This window comes from Streptomyces sp. NPDC005266, from assembly GCF_040607655.1.
Classification (GTDB): Bacteria; Actinomycetota; Actinomycetes; order Streptomycetales; family Streptomycetaceae; genus Streptomyces.
In genome coordinates this window covers 1-17,244 of the sequence record NZ_JBEXHC010000032.1, presented here as the reverse complement: position 1 = coordinate 17,244, position 17,244 = coordinate 1, and the positions used below count along the sequence as shown (strand labels likewise).

At 70.9% G+C, this 17,244-nt stretch carries 12 protein-coding genes; 4 read left to right on the top strand and 8 right to left on the bottom strand.

Annotated elements, in window-relative coordinates; genetic code table 11:
• Positions 1–229: 229 nt before the first annotated feature.
• Complete coding sequence (locus ABZU99_RS33530; protein ID WP_356049947.1) at positions 230–1,498, bottom strand: prephenate dehydrogenase; 1,269 nt, start codon at positions 1,496–1,498, stop codon at positions 230–232.
• A gap of 234 nt (positions 1,499–1,732) precedes the next feature.
• On the opposite strand from ABZU99_RS33530, the gene hppD reads away from it, so the two are divergent.
• Both hppD and ABZU99_RS33520 read left to right on the top strand, forming a co-directional pair.
• Positions 1,733–2,857 carry a 4-hydroxyphenylpyruvate dioxygenase gene (gene hppD / locus ABZU99_RS33525; RefSeq protein WP_356049936.1) on the top strand — a complete coding sequence of 375 codons (1,125 nt, stop codon included), beginning with the start codon at positions 1,733–1,735 and terminating at the stop codon, positions 2,855–2,857.
• 79 nt (positions 2,858–2,936) lie between these two features.
• On the top strand, positions 2,937–4,025 hold the full coding sequence (locus ABZU99_RS33520) for an alpha-hydroxy acid oxidase (RefSeq protein WP_356049949.1): 1,089 nt from the start codon (positions 2,937–2,939) through the stop codon (positions 4,023–4,025).
• 168 nt (positions 4,026–4,193) lie between these two features.
• Here the strand turns inward: ABZU99_RS33520 and ABZU99_RS33515 are convergent, their stop codons facing one another.
• The 5 genes from ABZU99_RS33515 to ABZU99_RS33495 all read right to left on the bottom strand — a co-directional run bounded on the left by ABZU99_RS33515 (position 4,194) and on the right by ABZU99_RS33495 (position 9,414).
• Complete coding sequence (locus tag ABZU99_RS33515; RefSeq protein WP_356049938.1) at positions 4,194–5,198, bottom strand: streptomycin biosynthesis protein; 1,005 nt, start codon at positions 5,196–5,198, stop codon at positions 4,194–4,196.
• Positions 5,199–5,679: 481 nt separating this feature from the next.
• Complete coding sequence (locus ABZU99_RS33510) at positions 5,680–5,904, bottom strand: hypothetical protein (RefSeq protein ID WP_355952642.1); 225 nt, start codon at positions 5,902–5,904, stop codon at positions 5,680–5,682.
• A 374-nt stretch (positions 5,905–6,278) separates the two neighbouring features.
• Complete coding sequence (locus tag ABZU99_RS33505; protein ID WP_355952645.1) at positions 6,279–7,481, bottom strand: ABC transporter permease; 1,203 nt, start codon at positions 7,479–7,481, stop codon at positions 6,279–6,281.
• The gene (locus ABZU99_RS33500) at positions 7,478–8,263 is read right to left on the bottom strand and encodes an ABC transporter ATP-binding protein (protein ID WP_355952648.1); all 786 of its coding nucleotides are present in this window, start codon (positions 8,261–8,263) and stop codon (positions 7,478–7,480) included. The genes ABZU99_RS33505 and ABZU99_RS33500 overlap by 4 nt, the downstream gene beginning before the upstream one ends.
• Complete coding sequence (locus ABZU99_RS33495; protein ID WP_356049941.1) at positions 8,260–9,414, bottom strand: peptidoglycan-binding protein; 1,155 nt, start codon at positions 9,412–9,414, stop codon at positions 8,260–8,262. The genes ABZU99_RS33500 and ABZU99_RS33495 overlap by 4 nt, the downstream gene beginning before the upstream one ends.
• Before the next feature lie 331 nt (positions 9,415–9,745).
• On the opposite strand from ABZU99_RS33495, the gene ABZU99_RS33490 reads away from it, so the two are divergent.
• Together ABZU99_RS33490 and ABZU99_RS33485 are read left to right on the top strand one after the other, a co-directional pair.
• Complete coding sequence (locus ABZU99_RS33490; protein WP_355952654.1) at positions 9,746–10,399, top strand: response regulator transcription factor; 654 nt, start codon at positions 9,746–9,748, stop codon at positions 10,397–10,399.
• A gap of 20 nt (positions 10,400–10,419) precedes the next feature.
• Positions 10,420–11,730 carry a HAMP domain-containing sensor histidine kinase gene (locus ABZU99_RS33485; protein WP_355952657.1) on the top strand — a complete coding sequence of 437 codons (1,311 nt, stop codon included), beginning with the start codon at positions 10,420–10,422 and terminating at the stop codon, positions 11,728–11,730.
• A gap of 70 nt (positions 11,731–11,800) precedes the next feature.
• Here ABZU99_RS33485 and ABZU99_RS33480 read toward each other — a convergent pair whose 3' ends face one another.
• Together ABZU99_RS33480 and ABZU99_RS33475 are read right to left on the bottom strand one after the other, a co-directional pair.
• Positions 11,801–12,424: a hypothetical protein gene (locus ABZU99_RS33480; RefSeq protein ID WP_356049943.1), complete on the bottom strand. Its 624-nt coding sequence runs from the start codon at positions 12,422–12,424 to the stop codon at positions 11,801–11,803.
• Positions 12,425–12,534: 110 nt separating this feature from the next.
• Positions 12,535–17,169 (bottom strand): amino acid adenylation domain-containing protein, encoded by a 4,635-nt coding sequence (locus ABZU99_RS33475; protein WP_356049945.1) that lies wholly within the window; start codon positions 17,167–17,169, stop codon positions 12,535–12,537.
• Positions 17,170–17,244 lie beyond the last annotated feature (75 nt).

Sequence of the window (17,244 nt, the reverse complement as noted above, 5' to 3'; positions counted from 1 at the left end):
GTGCCGCGACCCGACGGCGCCGGTTAATTCCGCGCCAGGGCCTGGCAAACTGTCCAGCAATTGAGAAGAAAAAGAAAAGCGCTTCTGACCTGCATCGATACGGAGGTGGGGGTGGCAGAACCTGTAGGATGCCGAGGAGAGAAGCACTTCATAAGCCAGGATAGCGGCTCGATCCGGCCGGTGTGTGCCGCATTTCGGCCACGGGAAAGGGAATAGCCGATTCCGAGCGTCATGGGCCGGGCACGGAAACCCGGCTCCCCCTTTCCCCTTCGCTTTCCCCCTCGTCTCGCTCGTCCCCCTCGTCTCGCTCGTCTCGCTCGTACCGCTGGCCCCTCTGATCCCTCTCGGCTTCCTCGTCCCCTTCGCATCGCACCGCCCATCCCCCGGCCCGCAGCCCGGCCGTGAGCGGTGCCGCCACGGCGGGCGGCAGTGGGAAGGTCACCACGAGCCCGCCGTCCGCAACACCCTCCGCCCCAGCCTCCGCTCCGGCCTCCGCGTCGGTCACCACCGCGTCCTCGCCGCTGACGCCGAGCTCCGCCACCGCGTGCAGCAGCAGCCGCAGTTCCCCGGGACGGCCCCGGACCACCACGCGCACCCGGGCGCCCGCGCCGGCGCCGGCGCCGGCGGGCCGGATCTGAGGAATCCCGGCCAGACCCTCGATCCCCCGGTCCAGCAGATCCACCACCGTCCGCACGGCCCGGTCGCGTTCGGCGCCGTCCGGCTCGCCGCCGTCCGTCCCGGCGAGCAGTTCCAGGGCCGTCACCAGGCGGGACAGATCCGCGTGCAGCTCCTTCACGACCCCGGTTACGGCCCCCGCGTTGGCCTGGAGGATGTCCCCCCACAGCCGGGAGTCGCCGGCGGCGATCCGGGTGACGTCCCGCAGCCCCTGGCCCGCGAAGCGGGACACCGCCTCCGGCCCCTCCCGCAGCCGCGCGGCCATCAGGCTCGCCACCAGGTGGGGCACGTGAGAGGTCAGCGCCACCGCGTCGTCGTGGTCCCGACTCCGGGTCAGCACCGGGACAGCGCCGCAGAGCTCCACCAGTTCGCGGGCCGCCGCCAGGGTCGCGTCCGAGGTGCGCCCGGACGGGGTGAGCGCCCACGGCCGGCCCCGGAAGAGATCGGCCCGGGCGGCCAGCGGACCGGACCGTTCACGGCCCGCCATCGGATGCCCCCCGACGTACCGGGACGGGTCCGGGGCCTGGCTCAGCGCCATCCGCACCGGCCCCGCTTTCACACTGGCCACATCGGTGTACGTATGGGCGAGCCCATGCCGCTGCGTCTCCACCAGTGCCGCTCCGACCGCGCTCGGCGGCACCGCGAGCACCGCGAGGTCCACAGGCGTGGCGGGTTCCTCGGCCCGGCCCGCCCCCAGGGCCGCGGCCGTCCTCGCGGCCACGGGGTTCCGGTCGGACAGGAAGACCGTCACCCCCCGGCGGCTCGCGGCGAGCGCGATCGACGTACCGATCAGACCGGTGCCGACGACGGCCATCGTGCGCAACACGCATCATCACCCCATCCTGAAAGACCCTCGTTGTCCAGCGGTGTTCCTCGACGTTCCTCGACGTTCGGCCGAAAATCGCGACGAGTTTATGGAGAACCCCCCACCGACTACGAGAGCAGACAATTAACGAGCCGAGTTTGGCGTCCAACCGTCGCGGGGGCCTTCATGGCCGGATCAAGGCGACGGGCCCTACAGTGCAGAAATCTCGTTCCTTTTCCGTTTGGGGGACACATGAGGGTTTTATCGAAGTCCCAGGACGCGGATCCGCTACGCGATCTGTCCATCGACTACGTGGAGATGTACGTCGAAGACCTGGAGTCGGCCGCATTCGACTGGGTGGACCGGTACGCCTTCACGGTGGCCGGCACCGGAGGCTCCGCCGACCACCGCAGCATCGCCCTGCGCCACGGGCGGATCACGCTCGTGCTGACGCAGGCCATCTCGGACCAGCATCCCGCCTCCGCATACGTGGCCTCGCACGGGGACGGCGTGGCCGACATCGCGCTGCGCACCGCCGACGTCGAGGCGGCGTTCACCGCGGCGACCGGCAACGGAGCCGGTGCCCACCGGCGGCCGACCCGGCATGCCGCAGGCGGTCCGGGCGCCACCGACAGCCCCGTCGTCACGGCGGCGGTCGAGGGCTTCGGCGACGTGGTGCACACCCTGGTGCAGCGCGCCCCCGGCGAGGGCCCGGGGCTGCCGGCGGGTTTTGTCCCCGTCCTGCGGGGCACCGGGGAACGGGCCGCCGATGTGGGGCTGACCGACATCGACCACGTCGCCGTCTGCCTGAACACGGGCGATCTGGGGCCCACGGTCGACTACTACCTGAACACCCTCGGCTTCCACGACATCTTCGAGGAGCGCATCGTGGTGGGTGCGCAGGCGATGGAGTCGAAGGTCGTCCAAAGCCGCTCGGGGTCGGTCACGCTGACGCTCATCCAGCCCGATCCGAAGGCGGAGCCCGGCCAGATCGACGAGTTCCTCAAGGGCCACCAGGGCTCCGGTGTGCAGCATCTGGCGTTCTCGTCGTTGGACGCGGTCCGCTCCGTGCGGGCGCTGGGCCGCCGTGGCGTCACCTTCCTGACCACCCCCTCCGCCTACTACGAGCTGCTCGGGGAGCGGATCGACCTGGACCGGCAGCGGCTGGAGGACCTGCGGGCGACCCATGTGCTCGCGGACGAGGACCACGGAGGGCAGCTGTTCCAGATCTTCACTGCCTCCACTCATCCGCGGCACACGCTGTTCTTCGAGGTCATCGAGCGGCAGGGGGCCAGGACCTTCGGCAGCTCCAACATCAAGGCGCTGTACGAGGCGGTGGAGCTGGAGAGGACGGGCCAGCGTGGGCTCCAGCGCTGAGCCCGGCCCGGCGACGGACGGGGCGCGTCAGGCGGGTGGGTCCGGGAGGGAGGCCTTCGCGCCGTCCCGGGCCCACGCCCTGGCCGACTTCGAACAGGCCGCCTCGCGCGTCCTGCCCGCCGACATCCGGGACTTCGTCGCCGGCGGCAGCGGTGCCGAGACGACTCTGGACGCCAACCGGGCCGCCTTCGACCGGGTGTTCCTGGTCCCCAGGGTGCTCAGGGACGTCTCGGCGTGCACGACGGACGCCACGCTCCTCGGCCGGCCGGTGAGCATGCCGGTCGCGGTCGCCCCGGTGGCGTATCAACGGCTGCTCCACCCCGACGGTGAACTCGCGGTCGCCCGCGCGGCGAAGACGGCGGGCGTCCCGTTCACCGTCTCCACGATGAGCAGCGTTCCCGTCGAGGAGGTCACGGCGCTCGGCGGCTCCGTGTGGTTCCAGCTGTACTGGCTGCGCGAGGCCGAGCGTTCCCTGGAGCAGGTGCGCAGGGCGGAGGAGGCCGGCTGCGAGGCGATCGTGCTCACGGTCGACGTGCCCTGGATGGGGCGCCGCCTGCGGGACGTACGCAACCGCTTCACGCTGCCGGGTCAGGTGACGGCGGTCCACCTGACCGGCGGCGGCGCACCGTCCCCGGGGTCGGTGGCGCACCGGCGACCCGGGGACGAGGTCTCCGCCGTGGCCGAGCACACCCGGCAAGCATTCTCCGCCGCGCTGACGTGGCCGACCGTGGCGGCGCTGCGGGAGTGGACCCGGCTGCCGCTGGTGCTCAAGGGGGTGCTGGCGCCCGAGGACGCGGTGCGCGCGGCGGAGTCGGGCGTGGACGCGGTGGTGGTGTCCAACCACGGCGGCCGTCAGCTCGACGGCGCCATCCCCAGCATCGACATGCTGGAGCAGGTGGCCGGGGCGGTCGCCGGACGCTGCCAGGTCCTTGTGGACAGCGGGGTACGCGGTGGCACCGATGTGCTGCGGGCCCTCGCGCTGGGTGCCGACGGAGTACTGGTCGGCCGCCCGGTCATGTGGGGTCTGTCCGCCGCCGGGGAGAGCGGGGCGGCGCGGGTTCTGGAACTGCTGGCCGACGAGTTGCGGGATGCGCTCGGTCTGGCGGGCTGTGCGAGCGTCGCCGACGCGGCGCGGCTGGCCACCGTACGGGGCATCCCCGCGCGGTGAGGTCCGGCCCGTTGGGTCCGGTGCATGAGGAGACCGCCGCGGAGGGTGAACCTCCGCGGCGGTCCCGCCGCATATGTGTGTGGGATGCCCGGTCGGCGTGGGGCCCGGGTCGACCGGGAACGTCCAACCGTCCGCTTTCGACGCTCGGACGCCCGGCCGGCCACGGGCTCAGCCGATCTGTGCGACGTCCTCCTTCACCCGTACCGCGAACTCCGACCACAGGGCGGCGAACTGATGCGCGAGGTCCGCGACGATATCGCTGCAGTGCGGTGGGACGTTGGTGATGATGGCCTCCCACTCCTCCTTGCGCACCGTGTGGAGCGCGAGCAGCCGCAGCAGATTACGCCCGGTCTCCGTGAAGCGCAGCGCCGGATCGGCCTTCAGCCGTTTCACGAGCACGGCACGGTCCGGCACGGGGGCTCCCCTCGGCCGGGCGTCCTGCCGGTCGATCCCCAGGGGCCCGAACTCCTGGTGCAGGGCGTGGGGTTCGTCCGGTGCGGTGTCGTTCTTCCTGCCCCGCTTCCGGGGCAGCAGGTCCTCGCCGTTGCGCAGCCGGTTGCGCACGTCACGGGCCGTCTCCGGCGAGATGCCGGCCGCACGGGCCACCTGACGCAGCGACAGTTGCGGATCGGCCGTGAGCAGTTCTCCGGCGAGGAGGCGGCCCACGCTTCCGTCGACCGGCCGCAGCCGGCCGTCCTGTCCCAGTCGCCTCCCGGTCGGCTCGGTTTCCCGGACCACCCGGGTGCGAATGTCGCCCACCGTCCCCGGGGAGATCCCGGTGGTCGAGGCGACCCGCCGGTCGGACCACTGCGGATGCGTCGCGATGATGCGCTCGGCCGCGCGTTTGCGGTCCCCGAGCGACAGTGGCAGACCGTGCGTGACATTGAGCTTCACGGCGAGGACGAAGGCCGCGGCCTCGTCCCCGTCGAAGAAGCGGGCGGCGATGGTGTGCTCGCCGCGCAGCCGGGCCGCCTTCAGCCGGTGAAAGCCGTCGATGACCCGCATCGTCGGCCGGTGCACCGTGATCGGCGGCAGCGGGTCTTCGGCCGCGGCCAGGACCTGGATGTGCTCCGGCCTCTCCCCTGCCAGTCGTGGCGATCCGGCCAGGCTCAACGAGCCCATGTCGACCTCCACGACAGGCTGCTGATTGATTGCCTCCTCCTCGGGTTCCACCCCAGCTCCTCCCCCGTTGACGCGGCCGGCGGTCGCCGTCCGCGCGAGAAACTCCTGCCGAATCCTTCCCTCCGCTGCGAATGCCCCGCATTTCTCGTGTAATTGCGGGAGGCAGACGGTCAGCAATGCCCTCCACTCCTTCTTCCCCAGAGGAGTAGAACATCCGAGCGATGGAATCCCTTCCGGCAGATATGAGCGAAATTAACAGCCCGGTTTCCATTCAGAAACCCCTGCCCGGAGCCGCACCCCACCCCTACGTCCGCTACCCCTAGAGGCGTTTGAGCAGGTGAAGGCCCCTGCCCGGGCGCACGGGGGCCGGCGGGGACGGCGCCCGGAAGACGGCTCGTAGGGGGGGGTGAGGGCGCTGGAGGTGGCGTGCGGTGGTGTCCGCGGAGTGGAGGGCTCGCGCGGGAGCTCAGCCTGTCGGGACCACGGCGGGCAGTGGCCCGGTCGGTCAGCGGCATGGTGAGGGTGCGGCCCATCAGGGGCGACAGGATGGTGACGGCGTCGGCGAGTTCCTGGATGTGTCCGGGCCGATCGGCACGCCGCCGACCCTGATCACAAACCGGGCCGGGTGGTGCTCCCGGCTGACCAGCTTGTACGGGGCGGAGACCCGCATGACCTGAAGGACGCCGCTGCGGCCACCCAGGTTGAGCGCCTCGAAGTCGTCCACATCGCCGACGGGGCCGACGATCGTCGGTGACACTCCCCGGCTCACGAAGCCTCGCCACCGGCCCGGCGCACCAGCGCGACGACGGCGTCGGCGTCTTCCTGCCTGGCCTCCGGAGCCGTCACCGCGACCATAATTTCCCCTCTCCTGATTGCTGGAATTCGGCAGCGGCCGACGGCAGTCGTGGCCAACGGATCATCTGGGCCGTTCAACGGGAAATGCGGCTGCGCGGCCCTGATCATTTTCCCGCCGCGGTGGATCACCGCGCCGTGGACCCTACCGATTTCGTCATCGCAGGAACGGCCGGGCGCACTCCACGATTGTCCAACCGCACACGCACACGCACAACATGACCATGCCCGGCACGCGGTCGGGGGTCCGCGGTGCCGGGCATGGAGAAGGGGGAAGCGTCAGGTGGTCCGGAGCGCTTCGGTCGGCGCCATGCGTGCCGCGCGGAGCGCGGGCAGCAGGCCGGCGATGGCGCCGATCGCGACGGCCGCGCCGAGCCCCCCGCCCCAGGCCAGCACCGGGACCACCGTGGCCCATCCCTTGACCTGGGCGTAGACCATGGTGGCGACCACTCCCAGGGCCACGCCCACCGCGCCGCCGAGCGCGGCGAGCAGGATCGCCTCGCACAGGAACTGGAGGCGGATATGGCCCTTGGTGGCGCCGAGCGCGCGCCGCAGTCCGATCTCGGAGCGGCGCTCCAGGACGGAGATGACCATGGTGTTGGCGACACCGACCCCGCCCACGAGCAGGGCCACCGCGCCGAGCCCGAGGAACAGGCCGTTCAGTGCCGACTGGGCCGCGGCCCGTGCCTCCAGCGCCTCCGAAGGCTGGCTGACGCTGGCCTCGTCGGCGTGCTCCGGGTTGGCGGTGGCCGCCAGCAGTTGCTGTACGTCCGTGACATGGTCGGTGTCGGCCCGCACGTAGATCATCGATGGGTGGCCGTCGAAGTGCAGATACTTCTCAGCGGCCGAGTAGCCGACCAGCACCGCGGAGTCGATCTCGGGGGTCAGCTTCGCGGGATTGAGGATCCCCGCGACGTAGAACCACTGACCGCCGACCCAGATGCGCGCCCCCGGGTGGACCTTCCCGACGCCCAGGCGGGCCGCGGCGGTCGCACCGAGCACCGCGACCGGTTCCCTGGCGGTGGCCGCGTTGAGATACCGGCCCTCGGCGACGGTGGTCCGCACCGCGGCGGGCAGGCCGAGACTCGCGGCGTGGACCGTGAGGCCGTTGGTGTTGATCGATGGGATGTAGGGGCTGCGGAAGACATCGGCCTTGATCTTTCCGGTGCTCTGGACCTGCTCGACATTCTCGATCCGGCTGATCATCGACGGTGCCTCGACGGGGAGCTTGGCCTCTCCGCCGCCCAGGACCCGGCCCGGGGTGACCGTCAGCAGATTGGTCCCGAGCTTGTCGAGCTCGGCCAGCAGGCCCGCCTGGGACGAGGCGGACAGACCCATCACCGCCACCATCGCGGCGACGCCGATGGCGATGCCCAGTGCGGACAGCGCCGCCCGCATGCGCCGGGTGCGCAGCCCCACGCTGGCGGTCCGGGCCAGGTCGGCCGGATGCAGCCGGGCGGGAGCCGGAGCCGTGGTGGTCATGGCAGGTGCCTCCCCGTGGGCAGCGGCTGCTCCTCCGCGTCGACGTCGGCGACGATACGGCCGTCGAGAACCTCGATGCGGCGGGGCAGTTGAGCGGCCAGTTCCCGGTCGTGAGTGATCATGACGATGGTGGTGCCCTCGGCGTTGAGCTCCTGGAGCAGCTTGAAGATCGCGGCACCGTTGACGCTGTCGAGGTTGCCGGTGGGCTCGTCGGCGAGCACGATCGCCGGGTTGTTGGCGAGCGCACGGGCGATCGCGACCCGCTGCCGTTCGCCACCCGAGAGTTCGGGGGCCCGGTGATCGGCCCGATGGGCGAGACCGACCCGGCGCAGGGCAACCGCCGCCGCCTTCATCCGCGCGCGGTGTTTGACGCCCGAGTACAGCATTCCGTCGGCCACGTTCTCCAAGGCGGTGGAGTGCTGTGCCAGGAAGAACTGCTGGAACACAAAGCCGATCCGGGTGGCCCGCAATCCGGCCAGGGCCCGGTCCGACATCTTGGCGACGTCCTCGCCGACGACCCGTACCGTTCCCGACGTGGGCCGGTCCAGACTGCCCATCACCTGCAGCAGCGTCGACTTCCCCGAACCGGACGGGCCCACGATCGCGACCAGTTCGCCCCGGTGGATGGTGAAGCTGGCCTTGTCCAGGGCCACCACGGGCGACACGCCGGGGTACACCTTGGAAACCTCCTCCAGCTGGAGGACCGGCTCACCGGTGTGCCGGGCACCGGTCGCCTGCGCAGGCACCGTGTCCGTGTGCGTGTCCGTGTTCGCCCCGCTCATGAGGACGGCACCACGATCTTCTGGCCGGCCCGCAGACCCTCACCCTTGACCTCGACCGTGCCGGCGCTGTCGTCGAACAGGCCGGTCGTCACCCGGATCAGACGGTTCTTCCCGCCGGCCCCGACGACCTCGACGGCGTACTCGCCGCCGGCCCGCGCCAGCAGTGCGTTCACCGGGACCGTCAACGCGTTCTTCACCGAGCCGGTCACGATGGACACCTGCACCGGCGCCTGGTCGAGCTCACCGGTCGCCTTCGCGTTCAGCGGCTTGATGCGTACGTCGATGGTCATGCTGTCGTCCGTCTTGGTCGCCACCTTGCCGACCGACGTCACGACACCGGGGGTGGTCTTGCCGTTGGGCAGCGTGATGGTCACCTTGTCGCCGACCGCCACGTCGGACTGCTGACTGGCGTTGAGCGCGACGGTGACCTGCCGCTGGGTCGAGGACACCTCCATGAGCACGCTGCCGGGCTGGGCCGGGGCGCCGCTCACGGCGCCGACCTTGGTGACCCGAACCTCCTTGGCGGACAGGAACACCGCCTGCCCGAGAGGCAGTTTGCCGGTCGTCTTCAGACCGAGGTCGTCCTGGAGCTCCCTGAGGGCGTAGTACGTCCCCCAGCCGAAGTAGTTGGAATCGGGGTCGAGCTCGCTCTTCTTGGCATATCCGAGAGAGACCAGGGCGGCGTTGAGCTGCTGCACGTCGGCCCCCTTCATCCGCCACTCCAGGGCCCGGTAGGCCGGGACATACGCGCCGTAGAGAAAGACCACCGGCTTGCCGTCAACCTGGTAGAGCACTTTGCCCTGGCGGACAACTGTGCCCACGCCCGGGGCCTTCGTCACCGTGCCGCTGTTCTTGTTGACCACCTTGTAGTCGCCCGCATATCCCAGGGTTCCGTTGTCCTGCGTCCGGGCGGACAGCGTGCCCCGGGCCACCTCGGCAACTCCGGTGCGGGTGCTGGGCCTGGCGGGTGTGTCGTCCTCCTTGGGACCGAACGGGTCGGTGATGACGATCCCGGCACCGGCCACGACCAGCAGGGTCACGACGACGGCCGCCGTCAGCCCGCGCCGGCCTCCGGAGCGCCGACGCCGCCCGTTCCCGTCCGGCTCGGTGACGTCCGCGTCATCCGTGGAAATCTCCGCAGTGCTGCTCACGATCCGCTCCCGGGGCGAAGAGAAGCCGCATTGACGAGCGGCTGAAACCTCATGCGGAGACGTGCCGCCCGATTGACGTCCGTGTGCGGACCGGCAGCGCGCCCGACGGTGCTTTGCATATCCCCCTCCATTAATCGCCGAAATCCTGCATGGCCTCTTTCTACGGGACCAGCGGTTTCGCCAAGGTTTCGTGCCGCGCCGCGGCTAGAATGGCCACCGCGGCCGGGGGTGGACGGCGTTGGATGAAACGCTGAGGAAACCGGGGGTGCAACATGCTGGCGCATGTTGTCAAGGTGCTGGTGTCGGAGACATAGTCATCTAGGGGGTTCCGGTGCGCGTTCTCGTCGTGGAGGACGACAAGGAGATGGCGGAGACGGTGGCAGCCGGTCTGCGCCAGTCGCACATGGCCGTGGACGTGGCGTTCGACGGGCCCGGCGGGCTCGATCGCGCGCTGTGCAACGACTACGACGTGATCGTGCTCGACCGGGACCTGCCGGGGATGCACGGCGACGAGGTGTGCGCGGAACTGATCAGTTCCGGATGCCGGGGCCGGGTGCTGATGCTCACCGCGGCCGCGGCGACGGAGGACCTCGTGGACGGGCTCAGCCTGGGAGCCGACGACTACCTCCCCAAACCGTTCGACTTCCCGGTGCTGGTGGCCCGCGTCAGCGCGCTGGCCCGCCGTTCCCATCCGGCGGTGCCGCCCGTGGTCCGCCACGGCGACCTCGTGATGGACACCGCCCGCCGCACGGCCAGCCGGGACGGCCGGCCGCTGAAGCTCGCGCCCAAGGAGTTCGGCGTACTGGAGCTGCTGCTGACGTCCCGCGGCCGGGCCGTGTCCGCCGAGGAACTCCTCGAACGGGTGTGGGACGAGGCGACCGATCCGTTCACCAACGCCGTGAAGATCACGATCAGCCGCCTGCGGGCCAAGCTCGGCGACCCGCCGATCATCGAGACCGTGGCCAAGCGGGGATACCGGATCTGACCGGATCCCGAAGGAGGCACATGTCGGCCATCTCCGCCCTCGCCCGCCGTATCGCCCGTCCGCAGCTGCCGCGCCGTACGGTACGAGCCAAGCTGACCCTTCTGTACGGCGGACTGTTCCTCGTCTCGGGCGCGGCCCTGCTGGCGATCACCTATGTGCTGGTGCAGTCCTCCGTCTGGGGGGGCGGCCCCCGGAGCAACGTCTCCGACTCCCTGCCCCAGCCGGCCGTGAGCGGCAGCGACGCTCCCCCGGGCGACCCCCAGGGACCGGCCCGCCCGCCCGGCGGCTGGGTCTCGTCCATGGATACGCTCTCGGAGCAGGCGAGAAAGGCGCTCGCCCGGCAGAACGACACCATGATGCACGAGTTGCTGGTCAACTCCGGCATCGCGCTCGCCCTCATGTCGGTGATCTCGATAGTCCTCGGCTGGATCGTCGCCGGACGCATTCTGCGCCGCCTGCGGACGATCACGGCGGCCGCGCAGAACATCTCGGCGACCAATCTGCACGAGCGCCTGGCCCTGGACGGCCCCGACGACGAGCTCAAGGAGCTGGGCCATACCTTCGATGGGCTGCTCGGCAGGCTCGAGAGCTCCTTCCAGGCCCAGCGCCAGTTCGTCGCCAACGCCTCCCATGAGTTGCGCACCCCGCTGGCCCGGCAGCGGGTGCTCGGTCAGGTCGCGCTCGCGGACCCGGAGGCCACGGTGGAGTCGCTGCGGGCGGCGCACGAACGGATCCTGGTGGCGGGCGCCGAGCAGGAGCGGCTCATCGAGGCTCTGCTCACCCTCACCCGCAGCCATGCGGGTATCGAGGTGCGCCAGCCGTTCGACCTGGGCCGGCTGGTCCACGAAGCTGTCGACGTCCGCAGGGCGGAAGCGCAGTTCCGCGGTGTGACCCTGAGTGTGTCGGGTCCGGATACCATGGCGTCCGGCCACCGGCCGCTCGCGGAGCGCCTCGTCGTCAATCTGGTGGACAACGCGATCCGCTACAACGTCCCCGACGGCGAGGTGGCCGTCACCACCAAGACGGTGGACGGCCGCGCCGTCCTCACCGTCTCCAACACCGGTCCGGTGGTGCCGCCGGACGCCGTCGAACGGCTCTTCCAGCCGTTTCAGCGCCTCGCCGCCGCCCGTACCGGCCGGCCTGACGGACTGGGGCTGGGACTGTCCATCGTGCAGGCCATCGCGGCCGCCCACGACGCTTCCCTGTCCACCACCGCCCGGCCCGAGGGCGGCCTGACCATCACGGTCACCTTCCCTCCCGTCAGCGAGCCCGCGCCGGTCTCCCGGCGCCGCTCCCCACAGCAGGTGCCGACCGTGGCGCACACCCCATGACGGGCCGGGAAGCGCCGTACCGTGCCACCCCTTCTCGGGGTGGCACGGTACGGCGCTCGGTCGGGCAGGGTCACTTCGGCTGGCCGGTGGAGACCTCCTTGGGCGCGCCGTCGGCGGCCTTCTCCAGGATGGGCTGGCAGACCTTGTCGGCGTCCTTGAAGACCTGGCCGTTGGGGTCGACGCCAAGGGTTTCCCCGTTGACGTCGAGGCCGCCCTCGGCGTTCGGGTCGGGGAACTTCTTGACGCCGTTCTTCCTCATGCACTTGGCGTAGTCCAGCGAGGCCTTGCGCACCGCTTCGGGCGCCGATCCGTTGCCCGCCGGGGGCAGCAGCGACCGGCACTTCTTGTCGGCGGCCTGGGCCTGCGAGGACTTCATGTCGACCTGGTTGCCGTTGAGGTCGATGAGTCCCTGGGCGTTGGGGTCGGGGAAGTTCTTCACCCCGTTCTCCCGCATGCACTTGGCGTATGCGAGCGTGCTCTTGCCCTTGCCGGACCCACCCGGGTCGTTGCTGGAGGAACCAGAACCGCCGCTGTTACCCGCCCCCTCTTCGCTCTCCGAGCCGCTGTCGGAGCACGCGCCCGCGAACAGCACGATCGCCGTCACCGAGGCGAGGGACGCGGCCAGCCGCTTTCCCCGCCGTGACCGGAGGGGACGCCCACTGCCCGGACCGCCGTGGCCGAAAGCACCCTGCATGTCGTTCTCCGTTTCTGGTTGAGGTTCCTGGTGGCTGTTCCAGCGTTCGGGCGCTGTGGTCGCCATGACTCTCAATCAAAGGCTACGGACCGGAGGGTTTCGGCGCGGTTTCACGAACGCCCGTCTGCCAGCTTCTCCGAAAGCACGCGGGCGATCCGGGCAAGCGGTTCCCCCTTAATCATCCGGCGGTGGTCGGTCTCAATGGAGTGCGTCTCGATGCCCCGTACATAGGGCTGCCAGGCTTCCGGGGCGGCTTGTGCCGAGAGCAGTTCCGGCCGTCCGAGCGTGGCGACGAAAAGCAGTACATCTCCTTCGAAGCGGCCGGGAGTGTACGTGCGCAGAAGTCGCAGATTGTTGTCCTCGACCTTCCGCACGGCCGACAGCGTCTCATCGAGCCGGGTGCTGCCGACGGAGTCCATGGTGGCCTCTGGGGCAGTGTCGTCCACCACCTGACCGTCGATGAGCAGCACCGGTGCGTCTCCGGGCCGCATTCCGCCGAATCCCGCGAATTCGCCGTCGGGGGTCTCGTCGGCCTTTATCTCGCGGTTCGGATATCCATCCAGAATGGCCAGCATGCCAACCGTGTCGCCCTCGCTCTGCAATCGTGCCGCGACCGCGTGCGCGAGCACTCCACCCAAAGACCACCCGAGCAGGTGGTAGGGGCCGCTCGGTTGGACAGAGCGGATCTGTGCCGCGTAGTCGGCGGCCATTTCCTCGATGCTTTCCGGCAGGGCGCCGGTCGCGGTGAGGCCACGCGCCTGGAGGCCGTAGAGGGGGTATTCGGCCGGCAGATGGTTGACCAGGGCGGCGTAGTGCCAGCTGAGGCCGCCTCCGGAATGCAGGCAGAACAGCGGTGCCCGGTCGCCCGCGGTGCGCAGCGGGAGGAGCATGTCGTAGTCGCCCGTGACCTCGGGGTCCGTGTCGAGCACCGCGGCGATGGCGGAGACCGTCGGCCCGGCGAACAGGTCCCGGATGCCGATCTCGGCGTCGAGCGCCGTGCGGATCCGCTCGATGAGCCGCATCGCCAGCAGCGAGTCGCCGCCCAGATCGAAGAACGAGTCCTCGGTACCGACCCGGTCAGCGCCCAGCACCTCGGCGAACAGCCCGCACAGGACCGCTTCCACGGGGGTGCGGGGATCCTGGCCGGCTTCCGTCCCGCCCGTGTCGGGCGCGGGCAGCGCGGCCCGGTCCAGCTTTCCGTTCGCGGTCACGGGCAGACGCTCCAGCAGCACCACGGCGGCCGGGACCATGTAGTCGGGCAGCGTCCGCACGGCGTACGCGCGGAGCACGTCCGCTTCCAGGCCCGGGTCGGCCGGGACGACGTAGGCGACCAGACGCCTGGTCCCCGTCGTGTCCTCGTGCACGACGACCGCGGCCTGGGCCACGCCCTCCTGGCCGGCCAGCACCGCCTCGACCTCGCCGGGCTCGATGCGGAAGCCGCGGATCTTCACCTGGTCGTCGGCGCGGCCCGCGAAGACCAGTTCTCCCTCGCGGGTCCAGCGCGCCAGGTCACCGGTGCGGTACATGCGTTCGCCGGCACCGGGGAACGGGCAGGCGATGAACCGCTCCGCGGTGAGACCGGCCCGGCCCGCGTATCCGCGCGCCAGACCCGCACCGGCGATGTAGAGCTCTCCGATCGCTCCGGGCGGGAGCGGTCGCAGGAACTCGTCCAGGACGAAGGTCCGGCTGTTGTCCATCGGCCGGCCGATGGGAACGTTCGCGGGGACGGTGTCGCCCGCGGTGTACGCGAGCTGGGTGGTGAAGGCCGTGGTCTCGGTGGGCCCGTAGGTGGTACGGACGGTCAGCCCGGGCTGGGCCCGCAGCAGGGTCCGGATCGCCGCGGCGGAGACCACGTCACCGCCGGTCGACACCTCGCGGACCCCGGCGAAGATCTCGGACGCCTCCTCGGCCAGCAGCCTGAACAGCCCCGCGGTGGCATGCACGTTCGTCACCCCGTGCGCGGCGATCATCGCACCGCGCTCGGCGACACCGGCGTCGCCGGATGGCATGACGACCAGCCGGCCGCCGTGCGCCAGCGTCACCCAGATCTCGTAGGTGGAGGCGTCGAAGGCGTGGTTGGCCTGGACGAGGACGCGTTCGGTGATCTCTGGGCGCCAGCTGCGGTCCTCGGCGAAGCTCACCACGTTCCGGTGCGTCACGGCCACGCCCTTGGGGGTGCCGGTCGACCCGGAGGTGTACATCACATACGCGAGATGACCGGGGCGCAGGGCCGCCGTCCGGTCGGCGTCGCCGGGCGTGGTCGCCGGGCAGTGTGCCATCTCGACGACGGCCTCCTCCCACACCGCCTGCTCGAACCCGTCGGGCACGGCGTGCCGGGTGGTCGTGGTGGCCACCACCAGGGCGGGCCGCACGTCGGCCAGCATGAACCCGATGCGCTCGGCCGGGTAGGCCGGGTCGACTGGCACATAGACCGCGCCCGCCTTCACCACGCCGAGCAGCACCACCAGCAGGTCGGCCGAGCGGTCCATGACCACCGCGACCCGGTCGTCGGGTCCGATGCCCCGGGCGATCAGCCAGTGCGCGACCCGATTGGCCAGCGCCTCCCCCTCCGCGTAGGTCAGGGTGATGTCGTGGGCGGTGATCGCGATCGCGTCGGGGGTACGGGCGACCTGACGCTCGAACAGCTCCGGGAGGGTACGGACGGTCAGCGGCCGGGCGGTGTCGTTCCACTCCTCGACCACCGTCCGCTGCTCCGCGGGGGCGATGACATCGAGGTCGCTGACGCGCACCCGCGGGTCGCCGGCGATCTGCTCCAGCACCGTGACCAGCCGGTCGGACAGGGACCGGGCCGTGCTCTCGTCGAACAGGTCGGCCGCGTACTGAAGGGTGCCCCCGATGCCGTCCGGCGCGCCCTTGTTGTCCCGGAACTCGCCCAGCGTGACCGAGAGGTCGAAGCGGGCCGTCACCTCGTGCTCCGGGGTCACCTGCGCCACCTCCAGTCCGGGCAGCCGCCAGGCGGAGTGCCGTGCCGGGCCGCCGGAGTGCAGTGCCAGCATGATCTGGAAGAGCGGCTGCCGGGCCAGCGAGCGCACGTGTCCGAGGTCGTCCACGAGCCGTTCGAACGGCAGGTCCTGGTGGGCGTAGGCGGCCAGGTCGGTTTCGCGGACCCGGGCCAGCAGGTCCTCGAAGGTGGGGTCGCCGCTGACGTCGGTGCGCAGCACCAGGGTGTTGCTGAAGAATCCGGCCAGGTCCTCCACCGCGCTGTCCGTGCGGCCGGCGACCGCAGTGCCGATCGGGATGTCGATGCCCGCGCCCAGCCGGGCCAGCAGCATCGCCAGCGCCGCCTGCACCACCATGAACAGGGTGGCCGAGCCGTTTCGCGCGACCTCCGCCAGGGCGGCGTGGGCCGACGCGCCGAGCCGCAGCGGGACGTCTCCGCCACGGAAGGAGGCGACCGCCGGGCGGGGCCGGTCGGCCGGGAGCGTCACCTCCTCGGACAGTCCGGCCAGCGCCTGCCGCCAGTAGCCGAGCTGGTCGCTGATCAGGCTGTCGGGGTCGCTCAGGTCACCGAGGACTTCTCGCTGCCACAGCGCGTAGTCCGCGTACTGCACCGGCAGCGGCGTCCAGTCCGGCTCGGCGCCGGACTGCCGTGCGATATAGGCCTGCTGGAGGTCCCGTTGCAGGACGCCCATCGACCAGCCGTCCACGGCGATGTGGTGGGCCACGATGGCAAGGACGTGTTCGGTCGGGGAGACCGTCAGCAGCTCGGTGCGCCACGGGAGGTCATGGGTCAGGTCGAAGCCCTTGCGGGCCCCTTCCGCGAGGGCCGCGGGCAGTTCCTCGGCCGTGACGTTCCGCAGGGTGAGGGCGGGGCCCGCCGCGCGGATCTCCTGCCGGGGGATCCCGTCGACCGCCGGGAAGACGGTGCGCAGCGTCTCATGCCGGTCGGCCACGTCGTGCAGCGCCGCCTCGAGGGCTGGCACGTCCAGTTCGCCGTCCAGGCCCAGCGCCAGCGGCACGTTGTAGCCGGCGCCGGCCCCGGCCTCCTCCAGCCGGTTCAGGACCCACATGCGCTGCTGCCCGAAGGACAGCGGCAGCACCTCGGGACGCTCCCGCACGGCCAGCCGGGCCCGTGCGTCGCCCTGCCCGCTCTCGATCAGCCGGGCCAGACCGGCGACGGTCGGGGCGGCGAACACATCCCGGATGGTGAGTTCGGCGTCGAGGGTGGTGCGGATGCGGGCGATGAGACGCATGGCCAGCAGCGAGTCGCCGCTCAGGTCGAAGAACGAGCCATCCGCGCTCACCTGCTCCAGCCCCAGCACCTCGGCGAACAGCCCGCACAAAGCCTCCTCCACCGCAGTGGCCGGGGCCCGGCCCCCCGCCTCGAACTCCGGCGCGGGCAAAGCGGCACGATCCAGCTTGCCGTTCACCGTCACCGGCAGCGTGACCAGCGGAAGAATCGCGGACGGAACCATATAGTCCGGCAGCTTGCCCGCCACGTACTCCCTCAGCGCCTCCGCGTCCACGCCTTCCTGAGCCCCAACGACATACGCCACCAGCCGCTTCACCCCCGGCTGGTCCTCGCGCACGACCACCGCGACCTGACCGACGCTCTCATGCGCCGCCAGCACCGCCTCCACCTCACCCGGCTCGATCCGGAAACCACGGATCTTCACCTGATCATCCGCACGCCCCGCGAACACCAACTGACCCTCGCCTGTCCAGCGGGCCAGGTCACCCGTGCGATACATCCGCTCACCCACACCACCGAACGGCACCGCCACAAACCGCTCCGCCGTCAGCCCCGCCCTGCCGTCATACCCCCGCGCCAACCCCGCACCCGCCACATACAACTCACC

Bases quoted from the DNA above. Each gene is read 5' to 3' on its own strand.
- hppD (WP_356049936.1), top strand. From the start codon at position 1,733: ATGAGGGTTTTATCGAAGTCCCAGGACGCGGATCCGCTACGCGATCTG.
- ABZU99_RS33505 (WP_355952645.1), bottom strand. From the start codon at position 7,481: ATGACCACCACGGCTCCGGCTCCCGCCCGGCTGCATCCGGCCGACCTG.
- ABZU99_RS33500 (WP_355952648.1), bottom strand. From the start codon at position 8,263: ATGAGCGGGGCGAACACGGACACGCACACGGACACGGTGCCTGCGCAG.
- ABZU99_RS33485 (WP_355952657.1), top strand. From the start codon at position 10,420: ATGTCGGCCATCTCCGCCCTCGCCCGCCGTATCGCCCGTCCGCAGCTG.
- ABZU99_RS33480 (WP_356049943.1), bottom strand. From the start codon at position 12,424: ATGCAGGGTGCTTTCGGCCACGGCGGTCCGGGCAGTGGGCGTCCCCTC.